Source organism: Pelomonas cellulosilytica, from assembly GCF_021353265.1.
Lineage (GTDB): Bacteria > Pseudomonadota > Gammaproteobacteria > Burkholderiales > Burkholderiaceae_C > Pelomonas > Pelomonas cellulosilytica.
Map to the genome: position 1 here is coordinate 137,402 of NZ_JAJTWU010000002.1, position 16,971 is coordinate 154,372.

Annotated in this window: 10 protein-coding genes; 8 read left to right on the forward strand and 2 right to left on the reverse strand. The window is 71.7% G+C overall.

Annotated elements, in window-relative coordinates; translation table 11 throughout:
• Positions 1–73: 73 nt before the first annotated feature.
• From LXT13_RS04585 to gshA, 8 genes are all read left to right on the forward strand, one after another.
• Positions 74–1,012, forward strand: a complete 939-nt coding sequence (locus tag LXT13_RS04585; RefSeq protein ID WP_233370439.1) for an ABC transporter permease — start codon at positions 74–76, stop codon at positions 1,010–1,012.
• Between the two features lie 85 nt (positions 1,013–1,097).
• On the forward strand, positions 1,098–2,204 hold the full coding sequence (locus LXT13_RS04590) for an ABC transporter permease (protein ID WP_233370440.1): 1,107 nt from the start codon (positions 1,098–1,100) through the stop codon (positions 2,202–2,204).
• Positions 2,201–3,910 carry an ABC transporter ATP-binding protein gene (locus tag LXT13_RS04595; RefSeq protein WP_233370441.1) on the forward strand — a complete coding sequence of 570 codons (1,710 nt, stop codon included), beginning with the start codon at positions 2,201–2,203 and terminating at the stop codon, positions 3,908–3,910. The genes LXT13_RS04590 and LXT13_RS04595 overlap by 4 nt, the downstream gene beginning before the upstream one ends.
• Positions 3,911–4,021: 111 nt before the next feature.
• Positions 4,022–6,100 (forward strand): GGDEF domain-containing protein, encoded by a 2,079-nt coding sequence (locus LXT13_RS04600; RefSeq protein ID WP_233370442.1) that lies wholly within the window; start codon positions 4,022–4,024, stop codon positions 6,098–6,100.
• Positions 6,097–8,121 (forward strand): GGDEF domain-containing protein, encoded by a 2,025-nt coding sequence (locus LXT13_RS04605; protein WP_233370443.1) that lies wholly within the window; start codon positions 6,097–6,099, stop codon positions 8,119–8,121. The genes LXT13_RS04600 and LXT13_RS04605 overlap by 4 nt, the downstream gene beginning before the upstream one ends.
• Entirely contained in the window at positions 8,118–9,113 is a 996-nt protein-coding gene (locus tag LXT13_RS04610; protein ID WP_233370444.1) for a Bug family tripartite tricarboxylate transporter substrate binding protein, read from the forward strand. The genes LXT13_RS04605 and LXT13_RS04610 overlap by 4 nt, the downstream gene beginning before the upstream one ends.
• 26 nt (positions 9,114–9,139) lie before the next feature.
• Positions 9,140–10,798, forward strand: a complete 1,659-nt coding sequence (locus LXT13_RS04615; RefSeq protein ID WP_233370445.1) for a SulP family inorganic anion transporter — start codon at positions 9,140–9,142, stop codon at positions 10,796–10,798.
• 45 nt (positions 10,799–10,843) lie between these two features.
• The gene (gene gshA / locus LXT13_RS04620; RefSeq protein ID WP_233370446.1) at positions 10,844–12,337 is read left to right on the forward strand and encodes a glutamate--cysteine ligase; all 1,494 of its coding nucleotides are present in this window, start codon (positions 10,844–10,846) and stop codon (positions 12,335–12,337) included.
• A 21-nt stretch (positions 12,338–12,358) separates the two neighbouring features.
• Here the strand turns inward: gshA and LXT13_RS04625 are convergent, their stop codons facing one another.
• Positions 12,359–14,497, reverse strand: coding sequence for a putative bifunctional diguanylate cyclase/phosphodiesterase (locus LXT13_RS04625; protein ID WP_233370447.1), 2,139 nt, complete (start codon positions 14,495–14,497; stop codon positions 12,359–12,361).
• Between the two features lie 212 nt (positions 14,498–14,709).
• Positions 14,710–16,959: a diguanylate cyclase domain-containing protein gene (locus LXT13_RS04630; RefSeq protein ID WP_233370448.1), complete on the reverse strand. Its 2,250-nt coding sequence runs from the start codon at positions 16,957–16,959 to the stop codon at positions 14,710–14,712.
• Positions 16,960–16,971: the final 12 nt, after the last annotated feature.

Genomic DNA, 16,971 nt, shown 5'->3' on the forward strand with positions numbered 1-16,971 from the left:
TCGCATAGACTTCGGCCCGTTTCCCCTGTGTGACCCCGCGCCGACGCGGGGTTCGTGGTTTATAGGAGCCCCGATGGCGGCCTACCTCGTCCGTCGCCTGTGGCAGATGATCCCGACCCTGCTGGGCGTCGTGCTGCTGGTGTTCTTCCTGTTCAAGTACTTCGGCAGCGACCCGGCCGTCATCCTCGGCGGCATGAACGCCAGCCCCGAGCAGATCGCCTCGATCCGCGAGCAGTTGGGCCTCGACAAGCCGGTCTGGGAGCAGCTGCTGATCTTCCTGAAGCAGATCGTCACCTTCGACTGGGGCAAGAGCTGGGCGACGCAGGAGCCGGTGGCCAACCTGTTCGCCACGCGGCTGCCGGCCACGCTGACGATTACGCTGCCCATCCTGGTGCTGGAGGTGCTGCTGGCCATCCCGTTCGCGCTGGGCGTGGCGACGGTGCGCGGCAGCCTGACCGACCGCGCGGTCATGGTGTGCACGACGGTCGCGGTGTCGATCTCGCTGCTGGTCTACGTGATCCTGGCGCAGTACGTCTTCGCCTTCCGGCTCGGCTGGTTCCCGGTGCAGGGCTGGACGGCCAGCCACTGGACCAACCTGACGACCTATGCGCCGCTGCCGGTGATGATCGCCGTGGCGGTGTCGCTGGCGCCGCAGATCCGGCTGTACCGCAGCTTCTTCCTGGACGAGCTGGGTCACGACTACGTGCGCACCGCGCGGGCCAAGGGCCTGAGCGAGCGGACGGTGTTGCTGAAGCATGTGCTCCGGAATGCGCTGATTCCCATCCTGACCAATGTGGCGGTGCTGTTGCCGGGGGTGTTGGTGGGGTCCTTCCTGATCGAGGTGTTCTTCTCGATCCCCGGCCTCGGGCGCGAGCTGCTGCTGGCGGTGAACCGGGGGGACTACCCGGTTATCCAGGCGTTCGCGATCTATCTGGCGGCGTTGACGATGGTGGTCAACCTGGTCGTGGATGTCCTGTACAAGCTGGTCGACCCGCGGGTGGTGCTGAAGTGATGGGCGGGCTGGTTCTCCGTTGCTCTGGCCTGGCGGCAATTCCCGGCAAGGGCCGGTCCACAACGACATATTTTCCGAAGCAGCCATGAGCGCCGCGATCACCCCCAATGCGCCGGCAGTGCCGGCCGCCTCGCCGACGCAAAGCCACGGCGTCTGGTACGCCGCCTGGCGCCGCCTCAGGACCGACCGCGTCGGCCTCGTCGCCATGGCTGTCGTCATCGCCTTCCTCGCGCTGGTGCTGCTCGCCGCCACCGACCTGATCGCCAGCGGCTGGCAGCGCGAGATCGGTGTGCCCAACGCGCCGCCCACCTTCGTCGGCCCGCAGCCGCAGGAAGACACCGGCCCCATCGCCGTGCCCCACGGACCCAACGTCGACCTGTCTGACATCGACCCCCTCGCGCCCCGCTATGCCGAATGGGCCGAGCGCGCCAAGGCCTTCAAGACCGAGGAGGCGCCCAAGGCCCAGACGCTGCCGCTTGGCGGCGACCGGCTGGGCCGCGACGTGCTGGCCAAGGTCATCAAGGGCGCCGAGGTGTCCATCGTCGTCGGCCTGCTCGGCGCCGTCGTCACGACGCTGATCGGGACCGTGCTCGGCGCGCTGTCGGGCTTCTTTGGCGGCAAGGTGGGCGACCTGCTGGAGTGGGTCTACAACGTCTTCACCGCCATCCCCTACATCGTGCTGCTGTTCGCCTTCGCCGCCGTCGCGCAGCACATGGACCTCGGCGCGCTGGACGCCGCCATCGGCCGCTCCAGCCGCCAGGTGTTGATGGTGGCGCTCATTCTCGCCTTCACCGGCTGGACCGGCATCTACCGGCTGATCCGCGCCGAGTTCATCAAGCACCGCGTGCGCGAGTACGTTCGCTCCGCCGAGGCCATCGGCGCGTCGCAGGGGGCGCGCATCTTCCGGCACATCCTGCCCAACGTGTCCCACGTGGCGCTCGTCCAGCTGTCGCTGCACGTCGTCAGCTTCATCAAGAGCGAGGTCATCCTGAGCTACCTGGGCCTGGGCGTCGGCGTGGACCAGGTCAGCTGGGGCACGATGCTCAGCGAGGCGCAGAACGAGCTCATCCTCGGCTATTGGTGGCAGCTGGCCGCCGTCACGGCCTTCATGGCCGTCTTCGTCACCGCGTTCGCGCTGTTCACCGATGCGCTCAGAGATGCGCTCGATCCCAAGCTGAGGGGCCTGGAATGACGACGCTCCTCAGCATCCAGGACCTTCGCGTCGCCTTCCGCATGGGCCGGCAGGCCGGCGAGATGCAGCGCCATCTCGCCGTCAAGGGCGTGAGCTTCGACGTGCCCGAAAACAGCACGGTCGCCCTTGTCGGCGAGTCGGGCTCGGGCAAGAGCGTGACGGCCATGTCCATCCTCAATCTGCTGCCCAGCAATGCCGAGCGCACGGGGGCCATCCGCTTCCAGGGCCGGGATCTGCTGCAGGCCGCACCCGCCGAGCTGCGCGCGCTGCGCGGCAAGGACATTGCCTGCGTCTTCCAGGACCCGATGAGCTCGCTGAACCCCGTCTTCACGGTGGCCGAGCAGCTCTGCGAGCCGTTGATCAAGCATCTCGGCATGACGCGCCGCCAGGCCCTCGTGCGGGCCGAGGAGCTGCTGGCCGAGGTGGGCATCCCCGAGCCGAAGCGGCGCCTGTCGGCCTATCCGCACGAGATGTCGGGCGGCCAGCAGCAGCGCGTCATGATCGCGCTGGCGCTGGCCTGTTCGCCCAAGCTGCTCATCGCCGACGAGCCCACGACGGCGCTGGACGTGACGATCCAGCGCCAGGTCATGGAGCTGCTGGCAAGGCTGAAGGCCTCGCACCAGATGAGCCTGCTGTTCATCTCGCACGACCTGGGCGTCGTCGGCGAAATCGCCGACCAGGTCGTCGTCATGCGGCACGGCGAGGTGCGCGAGCGGGCGCCGGTCGCGCAGATCTTCAGCGACCCGCAGGACGCCTACACCCGCGCGCTGCTGGCCTGCCGGCCGTCGCTGACCGGGAGCCCGGCGCGGCTGATGGTCATCGACGACCACATCGCGGGCAAGACGGCCACCCAGGCCGCGGCGGGCACCGCTTCCGCGCCCAAGGACCCGAACGCGCCGGTGGTGCTGGAGGTGTCGGACCTCAAGAAGAGCTTCTGGCTCAAGAGCGGCCTGTTCGGCCGGCGCGAGTTCCCGGCCGTCAAGGGCGTGAGCTTCCAGCTTCGCAAGGGTTACACGCTGGGCGTCGTCGGCGAATCCGGCTCCGGCAAGACGACGATGGGCCTGGCGCTGCTGCGGCTGCACGAGGCCACGGGCGGCACGATGTCCGGCCGCGTGCTGTTCGACGGCCAGGACCTGCTCGCGATGAGCCGGGCCGACTGGCTACCGATGCGCCGCCGCATCCAGGTCGTGTTCCAGAACCCCTACGCGTCGCTGAACCCCCGCTTCACGATCGGCCAGACGTTGCGCGAGCCGATGGAAATCCACGGCATCGGCGCGAACACGGCCGAGCGGGAAGCGCGCGCCGTGGAGCTGCTGCGCAAGGTGGGCCTGGACACAGCGGCCATGCACAAGTACCCGCACGAGTTCTCCGGCGGCCAGCGCCAGCGCATCGCCATCGCGCGCTGCCTGACGCTGCAGCCCGAGGTGCTGGTGCTGGACGAGGCTGTCTCGGCGCTGGACGTGTCGGTGCAGGCCCAGGTGCTGAACCTGCTGAAGGATCTGCAGGACGAGTTCGGCCTGAGCTACATCTTCATCAGCCATGACCTGGCTGTCGTCAAGTTCATCTCCGACGAGGTGCTGGTCATGCAGAACGGTGAGGTCGTCGAGCAGGCGCCCACCGCCGAGCTCATCGCCGCGCCGCGGCAGGACTACACGCGCCGGCTGCTCGGTGCGGTGCCGCGCGGCTACGTTGGGGCGCCGGCCTGAGAGGCGCAGCGTGCAATCTGGACGCTCCGGCACCCGCGGCTCGCGGCCAGCGGCCCGAAACGCGATGAAATGAGCCGTCCGGGATCACGAACTCCCGCCCATCCGCCCGAGATGCACCGACTCCAGGCACTCCGATCGATGTCCTGCGCAGGGCTGGCGGGGTTGCTGCTTGCCGCCTGCGCCCCCGCGGGCGACGACCCCGCGGCCGCGCGAGCGCCCGCCGCTGCCACGCAGGCCGATCCGGGCCTGGCCACGGAACTCGATCGCATCGAACGCGCCGCTCGCGCCAAGCCGGCCGAGTACGAACTGACGCTGCGGCGCCGCGCCGAGGCACTGCCGCGCGACAGTGCCGACCGGCTCGACGTGCTCGCATTGCGCGGTCTGCTGGCGGCGCAGGCCGGCGACAGGCCGCTCAGCGAGGAGCTCGCGCGGCAGCTGCGCAACTGGCCAGCCGGCGCGCAGCGCGCCGAAGCCGCCGTGGCCGCCGCCTATGTGACGGGCGAGTACCAGCGGGGGCGCGGCAATCTGCGCGAGGCCCGCAAGCACCTGGCGGCCGTCGACGCTGAGCAGCTGGCCGCGGCTGGCCGCATCCACCGCTGGCGCTACCACCTGTTGCTGGCCACGACCAGCGGCGATGCCGGAGAGCTTGACGCCGCGCTGACCGAAGGCCACAACGCGCTGCGCCTGGCCCAGCAGATCGGCCAGCCCTGGCGCGTCGCGCTGTCCTATTCAGGACTGGCCTTCACGACGCTGCGTGCCGACACGCCGGCGCGCGCGCGGCAGATCGTCGCCCAGGCGCTGACCGAGGCGCTGAAGGACCCGGACCCGATGACGCTGAACCAGGTGCACACGATGCGCGGCATCGTGCACGCCGACGACAGCGACGCCGGCATCACCCTGCAGGCCTATGCCGATGCGCTGGACCAGGCAGCCCAGGCCGGCGCCGATTCGGTGCGGGCGCTGGGGCTGGCCAACTTCGCCGATCACCACCTGCGCCAGGGACATCCGGCGCGCGCGCTGGAGCTGGCCGAGCAGGCGCTGCCGCTCGCGCAGGCCACGCGCAACGTCAACGCCGAGATCGTCGCGCGTTCCAACATCGGTCTGGCCAAGATCGCGCTCGGCCGCCTGGCCGAAGGCAGTGCCGAGGCCCGCGCTTCCATCGTGATGGACGAGCAGCAGGGGGCCATCGCCTATGCGTCGGACGAGTGGAAGGAGCTGGCCGGCTACCTGGAGCGCGCGGGCGACCTGGCCGGCGCCGTCGGCGCCTGGCGGGAGCACCGCCGCCTGGCCGACACCGTGTTGCGCGACCAGACCCGCCAGTTGCTGCTGGAGGCCCAGGAGCGCCAGGACGCCGAGCAGCGCGCCCGCGACATCGAGCTGCTCAACCGCGACAACGCGCTCAAGGCCGAGCAGGTGCAGCAGCGCAACCTCGCGCTGATGCTGTGGTCGGCGCTGGGTGGCTGCGTGCTGGTGTCGCTGGGCCTGCTGTACCAGGCCTTCCGCCGCGTGCGGCGCACCAACGCCGCGCTGGTGCACAGCAACGCCTCGCTGCAGCGCCAGAGCGAGACCGACCCGCTGACCGGCCTGGCCAACCGCCGCCACTTCCAGTCGGCCATCCGCCAGTTCAGCGGGTCGGACGGTCTGGCGGCCAGCTTCTTCCTCATCGACGTCGACCATTTCAAGCGCATCAACGACGGCTTCGGCCACGCGGCCGGCGACGCCGTGCTGGCCGACATCGCGCGGCGGCTGCGCGAGGCCGTGCGCGACGACGACCTCATCGTGCGCTGGGGCGGCGAGGAATTCCTCATCGTCGCCCGCGCGCGGGACGGCATGTCGGCGCCGCAGCTGGCCCAGCGCCTGCTAGACCTCATCGGCGGCCGGCCGGTGGAGCGCGACGGCCGCCGCATCGCCGTCACCGCGTCGATCGGCTTCGTCAGCCTGCCGGTGCCACCGCACGGCCTGCGGCTGTCGTGGGAGCGCGCCATCGACCTGGTCGACACCGTCATGTACCTGGCCAAGGCCCACGGCCGCAACAAGGCCTATGGCGTGGAGCGCATCCACGCGGCCGACGCCGAGGCCGCTGCCGCGCTGACGGTGCGGCTGGAAGCCGCCTGCAGCGAAGGCCTGGTCGCGTTGACGGCGCTCAGCGGCCCTTCCACCACCGGCGGTGGCCGGACCACCTCGCCATGAAGGCCTGGCTGCCGGCAGGCGTGCTGATCGTGGCCGGCCTGGCGCCGGGTTTCGCCATGGCCGCCGAGGGCGAGCATGCGGAGCACGCCGAGCTGGCCGCCCTCGTGCGCGATGCGTTCGAGGACCCCGCCGCCGCCCAGGCCGAACTGCAGCGCCGCTGGCCGCAGGACGCCACCCCGGCTCGTCTGGCGGCCTGGCGCCTCGTGCGCGGCCGGCTGCTGCTGGCCGCCGGCAAGGCGGACGCGGCCGATGCGGTGGCCGTCGAGCTGGCCGGGCAGCCTGAGGGCGTCGACCGCAGCTGGCTGCTGCGCGCCTTGCTGCAGGAGCAGGCGGGCAGGCCGGCCGGCACACTGGCCGAACGGGCGGTGGCCGGGCTGGAGGCGCGCTGCCGCGCCGCCGCGGTAGCCTGGCCCGACTGCGACTACCGCGCCGCCTGGGAGGGCCTGCGGCTGCTGCAGCGCGAGCAGGCGGGCCAGGGTGCCTACGTCGATGCCGAGGCCAGCGCGCGCCGCGGCCTGGCGCAGGCCCAGGCCGCGGGTGACCGCCACCTGACGGCGTTGAGCCGCGTCCAGCTCGCCCTGTTGCTGCAGGCGCAGGACCAGACGGACGCTGGGCGTGCCGAGATCCGCGCCGCACTGGCCGAGGCCCAGGGTGACCCGGTCGCTGGTGCACGAGTGCGCAACTTCGAAGCGGCGTTCGAGCGCCGCGCGCAGAACGTCGCCGGGGCGCGCGCCGCGCTGGAGGCGGGCATCGCGCAGGCTGAGCAGGCGGGCGCGCCCCACCTCGCGGCGCTGCTGCGCTCCAATCTCGTGGATGCCTACATGCATCAGGGCCGGCTGGCCGAGGCGCAAGCCGCGGGTCGCCTGGCATTGCCGGTGCTGCAGCGGTTCGGTGACCGCGTCTACGAGCGCGGCCTGCACCACAACCTCGCCGTGGCCCATATCAAGCTGCATCAGTTCGACGCCGCCCGCCAGGAGCTGGCCCGTGTCGCCGACATCTCGCAGGATCCGGCGGAGCTGGTGTCGCGCGCCCGCGAACTGCGCGAGCTGGGTGATGCCTGGGCCGACGCGGGGCAGTACAAGGAGGCGCTAGCTGCCTTCCGCGACGAGCGCGAGCTGACGGCGCGCATCAACGAACGCAACCGCGCCAGTGCGCTGGAGGAACTGCGCCGCAAGTACGACACGGCCGCCCGCCAGCGTGACCTCGACCTGCTGGCCCGCGACGGCCAGATCAAGGACCGCCAGCTGGAGAACCGCCGGCTGGCACAGCGCGTGGGCCTAGCCGTCGGCGCGCTGCTGCTGCTGTCGCTGGCGCTGATCGGCGTCGTGCTGCTGCGCATGCGCCGGGCGCAGGCGCTGCTGTCGGCCAACCAGCGGCTGCTGCGCGCGCAGAGCGAACGCGACCCGCTGACCGACCTCTCCAACCGGCGACACTTCCTGGCCGTCATGGACCAGCGCGCCCGCACGGTTGGCGCGGACGGCTTCCGCGGCGCATTGCTAATGATCGACATAGACCAGTTCAAGACTGTCAACGACCGGTACGGTCACGCCGCCGGCGATGCCGTCATCGTCGAGGTCGGTCGGCGCATCCGTGCGGCGGTGCGCGCCAGCGACCTCGTCGTGCGCTGGGGGGGCGAGGAGTTTCTCGTCTATGCGCCCGAGCTGCCCGGCGACGACCTGGCGCAGATGGCCGTGCGCGTGCTCGGCGGCATCGCTGGCTCCCTCATCACGACGGACGCTGGCACGCTGCGCGTCACGGCGTCCATCGGTTTTGCCAGCTTCCCGTTGGGCGACTCGGCCAGCCCCGGAGGTGCAGCGCTGCGCCTGCATTGGGAGCAGGCCGTCAACTGGGCCGACATGGCGCTCTACAAGGCAAAGGCCGAAGGCCGCAACCGAGCCATCGGCATCGCCGCCGTCCAGGCGCCGGATGCCGACGCACTGACCGCCATGCTGCAGGACCTCGACGCTGCCTGCCTGAACGGCCAGGTGAAGCTCAACGTGCTGCAGGGGCCCGCCGCGTGAAGCCGCTCGACCGCCGCAGCCTGCTGTGCTGGCTGGCCAGCGCCCCGGCGATGGCCCAGCCCGGCGCGCCCGCCTGGCCCAACCGGACGATGCGCATCGTCGTGCCCTACCCGGGCGGCGGCCCGGCCGAAATCGCCGCGCGGCTGCTCGCGCCGGAGCTGCAGCGCAGCCTGGGGCAGTTGGTGGCCGTGGACCTCAAGCCCGGCGCGGGAGGCAACATCGGCAGCGCCGAGGTCGCCGGCGCCACCGATGGTCACACGTTGCTGATGGGCGGTGTCGGCACGCATGTGCTGAACCCGCTGCTGTCGCGCCGCCTGCCCTACGACCCGGTGAAGGACTTCGCGCCGGTGGGCCTGCTGGCGACGGTGCCGCTGGTCGTCGTCGTCAACCCGGCGCTGGCGCAGGCCCAGGGCATCCGCCGGCTGGCCGATCTGGTCAGCGCCGCCACGAGCCAGCCGGGCCGGCTCAACATCGCCTCCGGTGGGAACGGCACCACCAGCCATCTCGCCGGCGAGCTGTTCAAGCGGGCGACGCAGACCTACATGCTGCACTTCCCGTACCGAAGCACGGTGTCGGCACAGGAGGACGTCGTCGCCGGCAACATGGACCTGATGTTCGATGCGCTGCCGTCGGCGCTGCCGCTGATCCGCGCGGGCAAGCTCATGCCGCTGGCCGTCACCAGCGCGCGGCGCAGTCCCAGCCTGCCTGACCTGCCCACGGTCGAGGAGGCGGGCGGTCCCGCTCTGAAGGGCTACGAGGCCAGCGCCTGGCTGGGCCTGTTCGCGCCCGCGCACCTGGCCGCCGACCCGCTGGCCCGGCTGCGCCGCGACACGCTGGCGGCGCTGGCCCATCCCATGCTGCGCGAGCGCATGACGGCCCGCGGACTGCTCGTGCAGGGCGGCGGCGCGTCGGAACTGGCCGCCCTCATCGAGGCCGAGACGACGAAATGGGCGCGCGTCGTCCAGTTGTCGGGCCTCAAGGTGGACCGCTAGGCATGGCGCCGCCGCGACGCGGTGACATGACGTCGACCTGGCGGTCCGACCTGATGGCCGGCGCGGTCGTCGCCGTACTGCTGGTGCCGCAGAGCCTGGCGTACGCGATGCTCGCCGGCCTGCCGCCGCAGGCCGGCCTGTACGCCAGCCTGCTGCCGCTGCTGGCCTACGCCGTGTTCGGCTCCAGCCCGGTGCTGGGCCTGGGCCCGGCGGCGGTGCTGGCGCTGATGATCACGCAGGCGCTGGCGGGGCTGCCGCCGGGCGTGACGCCCGAGGCCGGGGCGCTGGTGCTGGCCGCCGAGGTGGGCGCGCTGCTGGGGCTGGCGGCGCTGCTGCGGCTGGATGCGTTGTCCAGCCTGCTGTCGGTGCCGGCGCTGCGCGGCTTCGAGAGTGGGGCGACGCTGATGATCGCGGCGGGCCAGCTGCCGGTGCTGCTGGGCAGCACGGCGAGCGGCTCGACGTTGCCGACGCTGGCCCAGTCGGCGCTGCACGGCGGCTGGCAGCCGGTGAGCGCAGCCTGGGGCGGCGTGGCCATCATGCTGCTGATGGCCTCACGGCGCGGCGGCCGGCAGCTCGCGCGGCTGGCACCGCTGGCACTTCTGGTCGCGGCGATGGCGGTGTCCGCGTTCACGCCGTTGGCCGGCGGCGTGGCGCAGGTGGGCGCGCTGCCGGCACTGTCGCTGCCGCTGGCCTGGCCGTTATGGGACGCAGCACTGTGGCGGCAGCTGCTGCCCTCGGCCGCGCTGATCGGGCTGATGACCTTCGTCACGAGCCTGGCGGTGTCGGAATCACTGGCGCAGCGGCGGGGCGAGAAGCTGCTGCCCGCCGCCGAGCTGCGCGGCCTGGCCGCGGCCAACATGGTGGCCGGCGTCAGCGGCGGCATGCCGGTGGCCGGCAGCTTCTCGCGCAGCATCCTGCTGCACGAGGCGGGCGCGCGGTCGCGTTGGGCGCTGGTCTTCGTGGCGGCCTTCATGGCGCTGGCGCTGCTGCTGCTGGCCGGGCCGCTGGCCCACCTGCCCAAGCCGGTGCTGGCGGCCACCATCGTCGTCGCCGTGCTGGGCGGTTTCACAGCCCGCCACTACGTCGAGGCCTGGCGCTATGCACGCGCCGAAGGCCTGTTGATGGTGGCCGTCACGGCGGCGGTGCTGCTGTGGAGCGTCGGCGCGGCGCTGGCGATGGGCGTCGTCGGCTCCGTCGCGCTGCTGATCCGGCGCACGGCGCAGCCGCACGTGGCGCGCGTCGGCCGCGTCCCGGGCACGCAGCATTACCGCAATGTCGAGCGCTACGCCGTGGAATGTCAGCCCGACGTCGTCGGCCTGCGCATCGACGAGAGCCTGGTGTTCACGAACGCGCGCGGCCTGGTGGACGCCGTGCTGGAGCGCGTGCGCGAACACCGAGTGCTGCTGGGCGAACCGCAGCGCGTGCTGCTGCTGATGGGGCCGGTCAACCACATCGACATGTCCGGCCTGGTGGCGCTGCAGGAGCTGCGCGCCGCGCTGGCCGCCGAGGGGATTCGGCTGGAGTTCTCGGAAGTCAAAGGGCCCGTGCTGGACCGGCTGCGCGCCGTCGGCTGGCTGGAGCGGCAGGATGTGTCGCTCTACCTCAGCCACCATGAGGGCGTCCAGGCCGGTGCCCATGCCCTGCGCCCGAGCCAGGCCGACCACGACGCCCCGGGGCAGCTTTAATCCGCTTCTGCTACCGTCTCGGCCCAACCCGCGCGCCTAGACGCCATGAATGATCAAGAGACCCTGCTCGGCATCCGCCGTGGCATCGAGAAGGAAAGCCTGCGCGCCCTGTCCGGCGGCGGACTGGCGCTGACCCCCCATCCGCTGGCCCTGGGCTCGGCGCTGACGCACCCGCACATCACGACCGACTACAGCGAATCGCAGCTGGAGCTGATCACCGGCGTGCATGCCGGTGTCGATGACGTGCTGGGCGAGCTGACCGAGATCCACCAGGCCGTCTACCGGGCGCTGGCCGACGAGCGGCTGTGGGTCAGCTCCATGCCTTGCGAGCTGCCAGCCGACGAGACCATTCCCATCGCCCGCTACGGCAGTAGCAATGTTGCTCGCGCCAAGAGCGTGTACCGGGTGGGCCTGGGCCAGCGCTATGGCCGGCGCATGCAGACGATCTCGGGCATCCACTACAACTGGTCGCTGCCGGGCGTGTCGACGGAGGGCTATTTCGGCGCCATCCGCAACTTCCGCCGCGACGGCTGGCTGCTGCTGTACCTGTTCGGCGCCAGCCCGGCGCTGTGCGACAGTTTCGTGCACGACCGTGACCACGGATTGCAGCGCCTGGCCGACCACACGCTGTACCTGCCGCATGCCACGTCGCTGCGCATGGGGCGCCTCGGCTACCAGAGCGACGCGCAGGCCAGCATTGCCGTCAGCTACAACTGCCTGGAAAGCTACGCCGCGTCGCTGCAGGAGGCGCTCTCTCGCCCGTACCCGGCCTACGAGGCCATCGGCGTGCAGACGCCCGGCGGCGACTACCAGCAGCTGTCCACCAGCCTGCTGCAGATCGAGAACGAGTTCTACAGCACCATCCGCGCCAAGCGTGTGATCCGCTCGGGCGAGCGCCCGCTGCACGCGCTGCGCGAGCGGGGCGTCGAGTACATCGAGGTGCGGCTGATGGACCTGGACCCGTTCGAGCCGGTGGGCATCGGTGCCGACGCCATCCGCGTGCTGGACGCATTCCTGCTGCACTGCCTGCAAAGCCCCAGCCCCGAGGACACGCCGGACGAGATCGCCGCCAATGCCCGCAACCAGCACCGCGTCGCCGCACGCGGCCGCGAGCCGGGGCTGGTGCTTGAGCACTGGCAGCGCGGCGACCGGTCATTGGCCGAGTGGGCGCGGGAGATCCTGGCCGGCTGTGCGGCGCAGGCGAAGGCGCTGGATGCGGCCCATGGCGGCACGGCCTACACCGAGGCGCTGCGCCGCGTGGCCGAGCGGCTGGACCACCCCGAGCTGTGCCCGTCGGCCCGCGTGCTGGCCGTCATGGCCCAGGACTTCGGCCACAGCCACGTCCGCTTCATCCGCCACCAGAGCGATGCGACACGGGCCGCGCTGCTGGCGCTGCCGTTCCCGGAGGGGCTGCAGCAACGCTTCGAGCGGCTGGCCGCGGAGTCGCTGGCCGAGCAGGCGCGCATCGAGGCCGCCGACTCGATGGACTTCGAGGCCTTCCGGCGGCACTACATCGCGCCCGAGCGGATGGCGGTCTAGGAGTCGGTGCGGCAGAGGCGTTCACGCCTCGGCCGGCGCGGTCTCGCAGCCACGGGGCGCCTGCGAGCGCCGCGCCCAATGCACCAGCTCCGCCGCCGGCATCGGTCGCGCGAACAAATAGCCCTGCAGCTTGTCGCAGCGCTTGGCGCGCAGCTCGGCGGCCTGGCCCGTCGTCTCCACACCCTCGGCCACCACTTCCAGGCCCAGCGCATGGGCCAGTTCGATGACGGCCTTGACGATGGCGCGTGCGTCGGCGCTTGTCTCCAGGTCCTGGATGAAGCTACGGTCGATCTTCAGCTGCGACACCGGCAGACGGCGCAGGTAGGACAGGCTGGAATAGCCGGTGCCGAAGTCGTCGATGGACAGGCTCACGCCCAGCGCACCGAGGCGCTGCAGCGTGCGCTCGGTGGCGCCAGCATCTTCCATCGCGACCGACTCGGTGATCTCCAGGCTCAGCTGCGAGGCGTCCATGCCGTTGCGCTGCAGCGCGTGCTGGAGCCGCTGCAGCAAGGCCTCGGGCTGGCGCAGCTGCTGCACCGAGAGGTTGATGGCGACGCGCAGCCGCAGGCCCTGGTCGCGCCACTCGGCCACCTGGCGGCAGGCCTCGTCGATGACCCAGTCGCCCAGCGCGATGATGATGCCGAAGCGCTCCGCCACCGGGATGAACGTGGCGGGGCCAATGGCGCCGCGCTTGGGGTGCTGCCAGCGCAGCAGCGCCTCCACGCCGAGTACGCGCTGCGTGTCGCCGGCCACCTTGGGCTGGTAGTGCAGGCTCAGCTGGCCGGCGCCGCCGTCTTCCAGCGCGGCGCGCAGGTCGCGGGCCAGCTCCAGCTGGTCGCGCACGCCGTCTTGCATGTGAGCTTCGAAGAAGGCAAACCCGTTGCCGCCGCCGCGCTTGACGGCCTGGGCGGCTGAATCCGCCTGGGCGATCAGTGCGCGGCCCGGCAACTGCTCGCGCTGGCTCAGCGCGATGCCGATGGAGGCCGACAGCCGCAGCGGCTGGCTGCCTTCGCCCACGCTGATGGACATCGGCTGGCCCAGGCAGTCCAGCAGCCGCTGCGCCACCTGGGCCAGCGTGGCTTCGGGCGTGTCGCCTTCCAGCAGCAGCACGAACTCGTCGGCGCCCAGTCGGGCGAGCGTGTCGTGGCCGCGCGCCTGGGCCTGCAGTCGCCGGGCCACCTCGCAGAGCACGGCGTCGCCGGCGGCATGGCCAAAGGCCTCGTTGACGGGCTTGAATCCGTCCAGGTTCAACATCAGCACCGTCAGTCCGGCGCCGTCGCGGCGACCGCGGGCGAGGGCGTGGCTGATGCGGTCGTCCAGCAGCTGGCGGTTGGCCAGGCCGGTCAGCGGATCGCGCAGCGCCTGCTCGGCCAGTTCGGTCGTGGCCGCCTGCAGCGACTGCTGCAGCCGCAGTGCGCGGCGGCGCAGCGTGGCGTCCAGGCGCGAGGTGCCGAGCGTCAGCAGCAGCAGGGCCAGCGCGGCGCTGCCGACGAGGCTGGTGAGGTTGTCGCCGCGCAGCGCATTGGCGCTCAGGCAGACGCTGCCGTCGGCGATGCCGGCCGCGGCCATGCCGGTGTAGTGCATGCCGGTCACGGCGGCGCCCATCACCAGGGCTGCGGCCCCCTGGCCCCAGCGCGCCTGGGCGGCGCTCAGGCGGCGCAGCCAGAAGAAGATCCACAGCGCCGCCGCTGCCGCGCCGGTGGCCACGCCGGCGGACGCCGCGACCAGGCCCCAGCGCCAGTGGATGCCGGGCGACAGCACCAGCGCCGCCATGCCGATGTAGTGCATCGCGCAGATGCCGGCACCCATGCTGGCGGCCCCGAGCGTCAGCCGGCTGGCGGTCAGTTGGTCCTCGGCCGCCACGCGCAGTGCGATGGCCGAAACGGCCACGGCGGCCAGCCAGCTCAGCGCGGTGATCGTGGCGTCGTAGCCGACGGCGAACGGCAGCCGCAGCGCCAGCATGCCGACGAAATGCATCGCCCAGATGCCGCTGCCCATGGACAGCGAGCCGGCGGCCCACCAGACCCGGGCGCTCGCGGCGTCCGGCGTCCTCACGCGCTGGGCGAGGTCCAGCGCCACGAACGACGCGAACACAGCGGTGAGGTAGGAGAGCACGACGACGCCGGGGTCGAAGCGTAGCGCGAGGTCGGCAACGGGCATCGTTTCAGTATGGGGTGGAACCGCTGGCCTGGTGCGTTATGTCAGTCCAGCGGATGCGGCAGCGTTCACGGCCGACGTGAGCGCAACAAAAAAAAAGAGACCCGGTCAGCTCGCTGCCGGGTCTGCAAACCCTCACGAGGAGGGCGTCGTTGGGAGTCACCACTGTAGGCGCCGGCACGCCGCAGTGGTCGGCACTATTCACCGTGGCTACTTCATCCCGCCGACGCGGGCGGGCTGGGGGCCATGACGGCCTGGTTGCGTCCGCCGGCCTTGGCGCGGTAGAGCGCGTCATCGGCGGCCTGGACCAGATCGCTGGCGAGGGTGTCGGGTCCGGGGCGCAGGCTGACCGTGCCCAGGCTCAGCGTCACGTGCGAGGCGGCGTCGGAGGTCGTGTGCGGGATGGCCAGGCGGTCCATGGCCTCGCGGATCGTTCGTGCCACCGTCTGCACACCGGCTTCGTCCGTCTCCGGCAGCAGCAACACGAACTCCTCACCACCATAGCGGGCCGCCACGTCGCGCGGCCTGCGGGCGGCCTGCTGCAGCGCCTGCGCGACGCGGCGAAGGCAGTCGTCGCCCTGGAGGTGGCCATAGTGGTCGTTGTAGCGCTTGAAGAAGTCCACGTCGCACAGGATGAGCCCGAGTGGCAGGCCGTTGCGGCGGTGCTGTGCCAGCTCGACGGTCATGGCTTGCTGGAAGGCGGCGCGATTGGCGACGCCGGTGAGCCCGTCCATGAAGGCCAGGCGCCGCAGCTCCTGGTTGGCGGCGTCCAGTGCCTGCTCGGCGCGACGGCGCACGTCGACCTCCCGCTGCAGCTGCTCGGTGCGCTGGCGCACCTTCGCCTCCAGTTCCTGGGCGTGGGCTTCCAGGGCCGCGCGCTGGTGCTGCTGGTGCAGCGCCGCGCTGAGCGCGCCCGCGAAGCCCTCGTGGTCCAGGTCCCAACCGGGCGGCGCGTCGAAGAGGATGAGGCCGTAGGCCGCGTCGGCGCAGCACAGCGGATAGACGAACAGGTGGCCGCGGGCCAGCTCGTGCGCCAGCGTGTCGGGCAGCAGCTGCGACGCCGGGTAGGGTGCGCCGTCGTCCACCGTGGCGCCGGGCGATGAAGCCAGCCGCAGGCGCGCGAGGCGAGGCGCCCCTTCGGCGGCCGGCTCGAACGTCGCCAAGAAGTAGCGTGACAGGCCCAGGTTGCGGATGTACCAGGCGCAGCCGTCCAGCACCGAGTGCAGGTCCTGGCGGCTGCCAAGCAGCGCCATGTTCTCGCTGGCGAAGCGGTCGTGGCGCAGCTGGTGGAAGTGCGTCATCCGGTAGGCGAAGTGCTCGACGGCCGAGAAGACGGGGTACAGCGACGCCAGCATCTCGTGGAGCCGGGCTCGCCCCGGGGCGTCCAGCGTCGCGGCCACGCGCTGGGCCGCGCGTTCGACGTGGCGGCGCAGCGCATGCTGGTCGTCACGCCGGCCAAGGCCGTCCAGCAGCAGGGTTTCCCAGTCGTGCTGCAGGGCCGCAGCGGCCGCGGGGTGATGCGCAGCCTCTCGCAGCCGGGCCTCGATCCAGGCCGGGGCGGCATCTCCCGCGTCCTCTTCCATCAGGCTGCGCAGCCAGATCGACACCGGCGAGCCGCAGGAGCGTCGCACCCGCAGCTCGGTGTCCAGCACGAGGCGCTCGGCGGCGGGCGGGAGGCCGGCGATGCGGTCCAGCAAGGCTTCGGCGGCACGGCGGCCGAGCTGCGCCAGCGGCTGGCGCACGGTCGTCAGCGGCGGGATGTTGAACTGCGCATCCACGGTGTCGTCGAAGCCCGTCACGGCCACGTCCTCGGGCACGCGCAGGCCCGCCTGCTGCAGCACCTCGATGACGGCGAAAGCCATCGGATCGTTCAGGCAGACGACGGCGTCGATGTCGCGCGTGCGCTGCAGGATGCGCTGCATGCCCTCGCGCGCATCGGCCGACCAGAAGCCGCCATAGGCCACGCGCTCCTCCGGCAACTCGACGCCGTGCTCGGCCAGCGCCTCGCGCACGGCGCTCTCGCGGGCGTCGGAATCCGGGTGGCCCTTCAGGCCGCTCATCAGCACGAAGCGTCGCCGGCCGCAGCCCACGATCAGGTGCTCCATCAGCGCACGCATGCCGCTGCGGTCGTCCACCAGCACGCGCTGGCAGCTCGGCACGTCGCGCGCCATCATCACCAGCGGCCGGGCGGACAGGTGGGCGAGTCGCTCCATCAGCCGGGCGTCGGACACGTACTTGCCCAGCGTGGACGCGAGCACCAGGGTGCCGGCGTGCATCGCCGGGTCGATCCGGTCGTAGAGCCCGCTGGCCTGCCCCAGGCCCCAGTCCGTCGTGTCCAGCTCCTTGCCGATGTACAGCGTGGCCGCCATGCCGCGGGCGGCGAGCACGTCCAGCACGCCGGAGATGACGGCGCGGTGGTACGGGTAATAGGCGTCGGTGATGACGGCAACGCTGTCAGCGGGCATGAACCCATGATA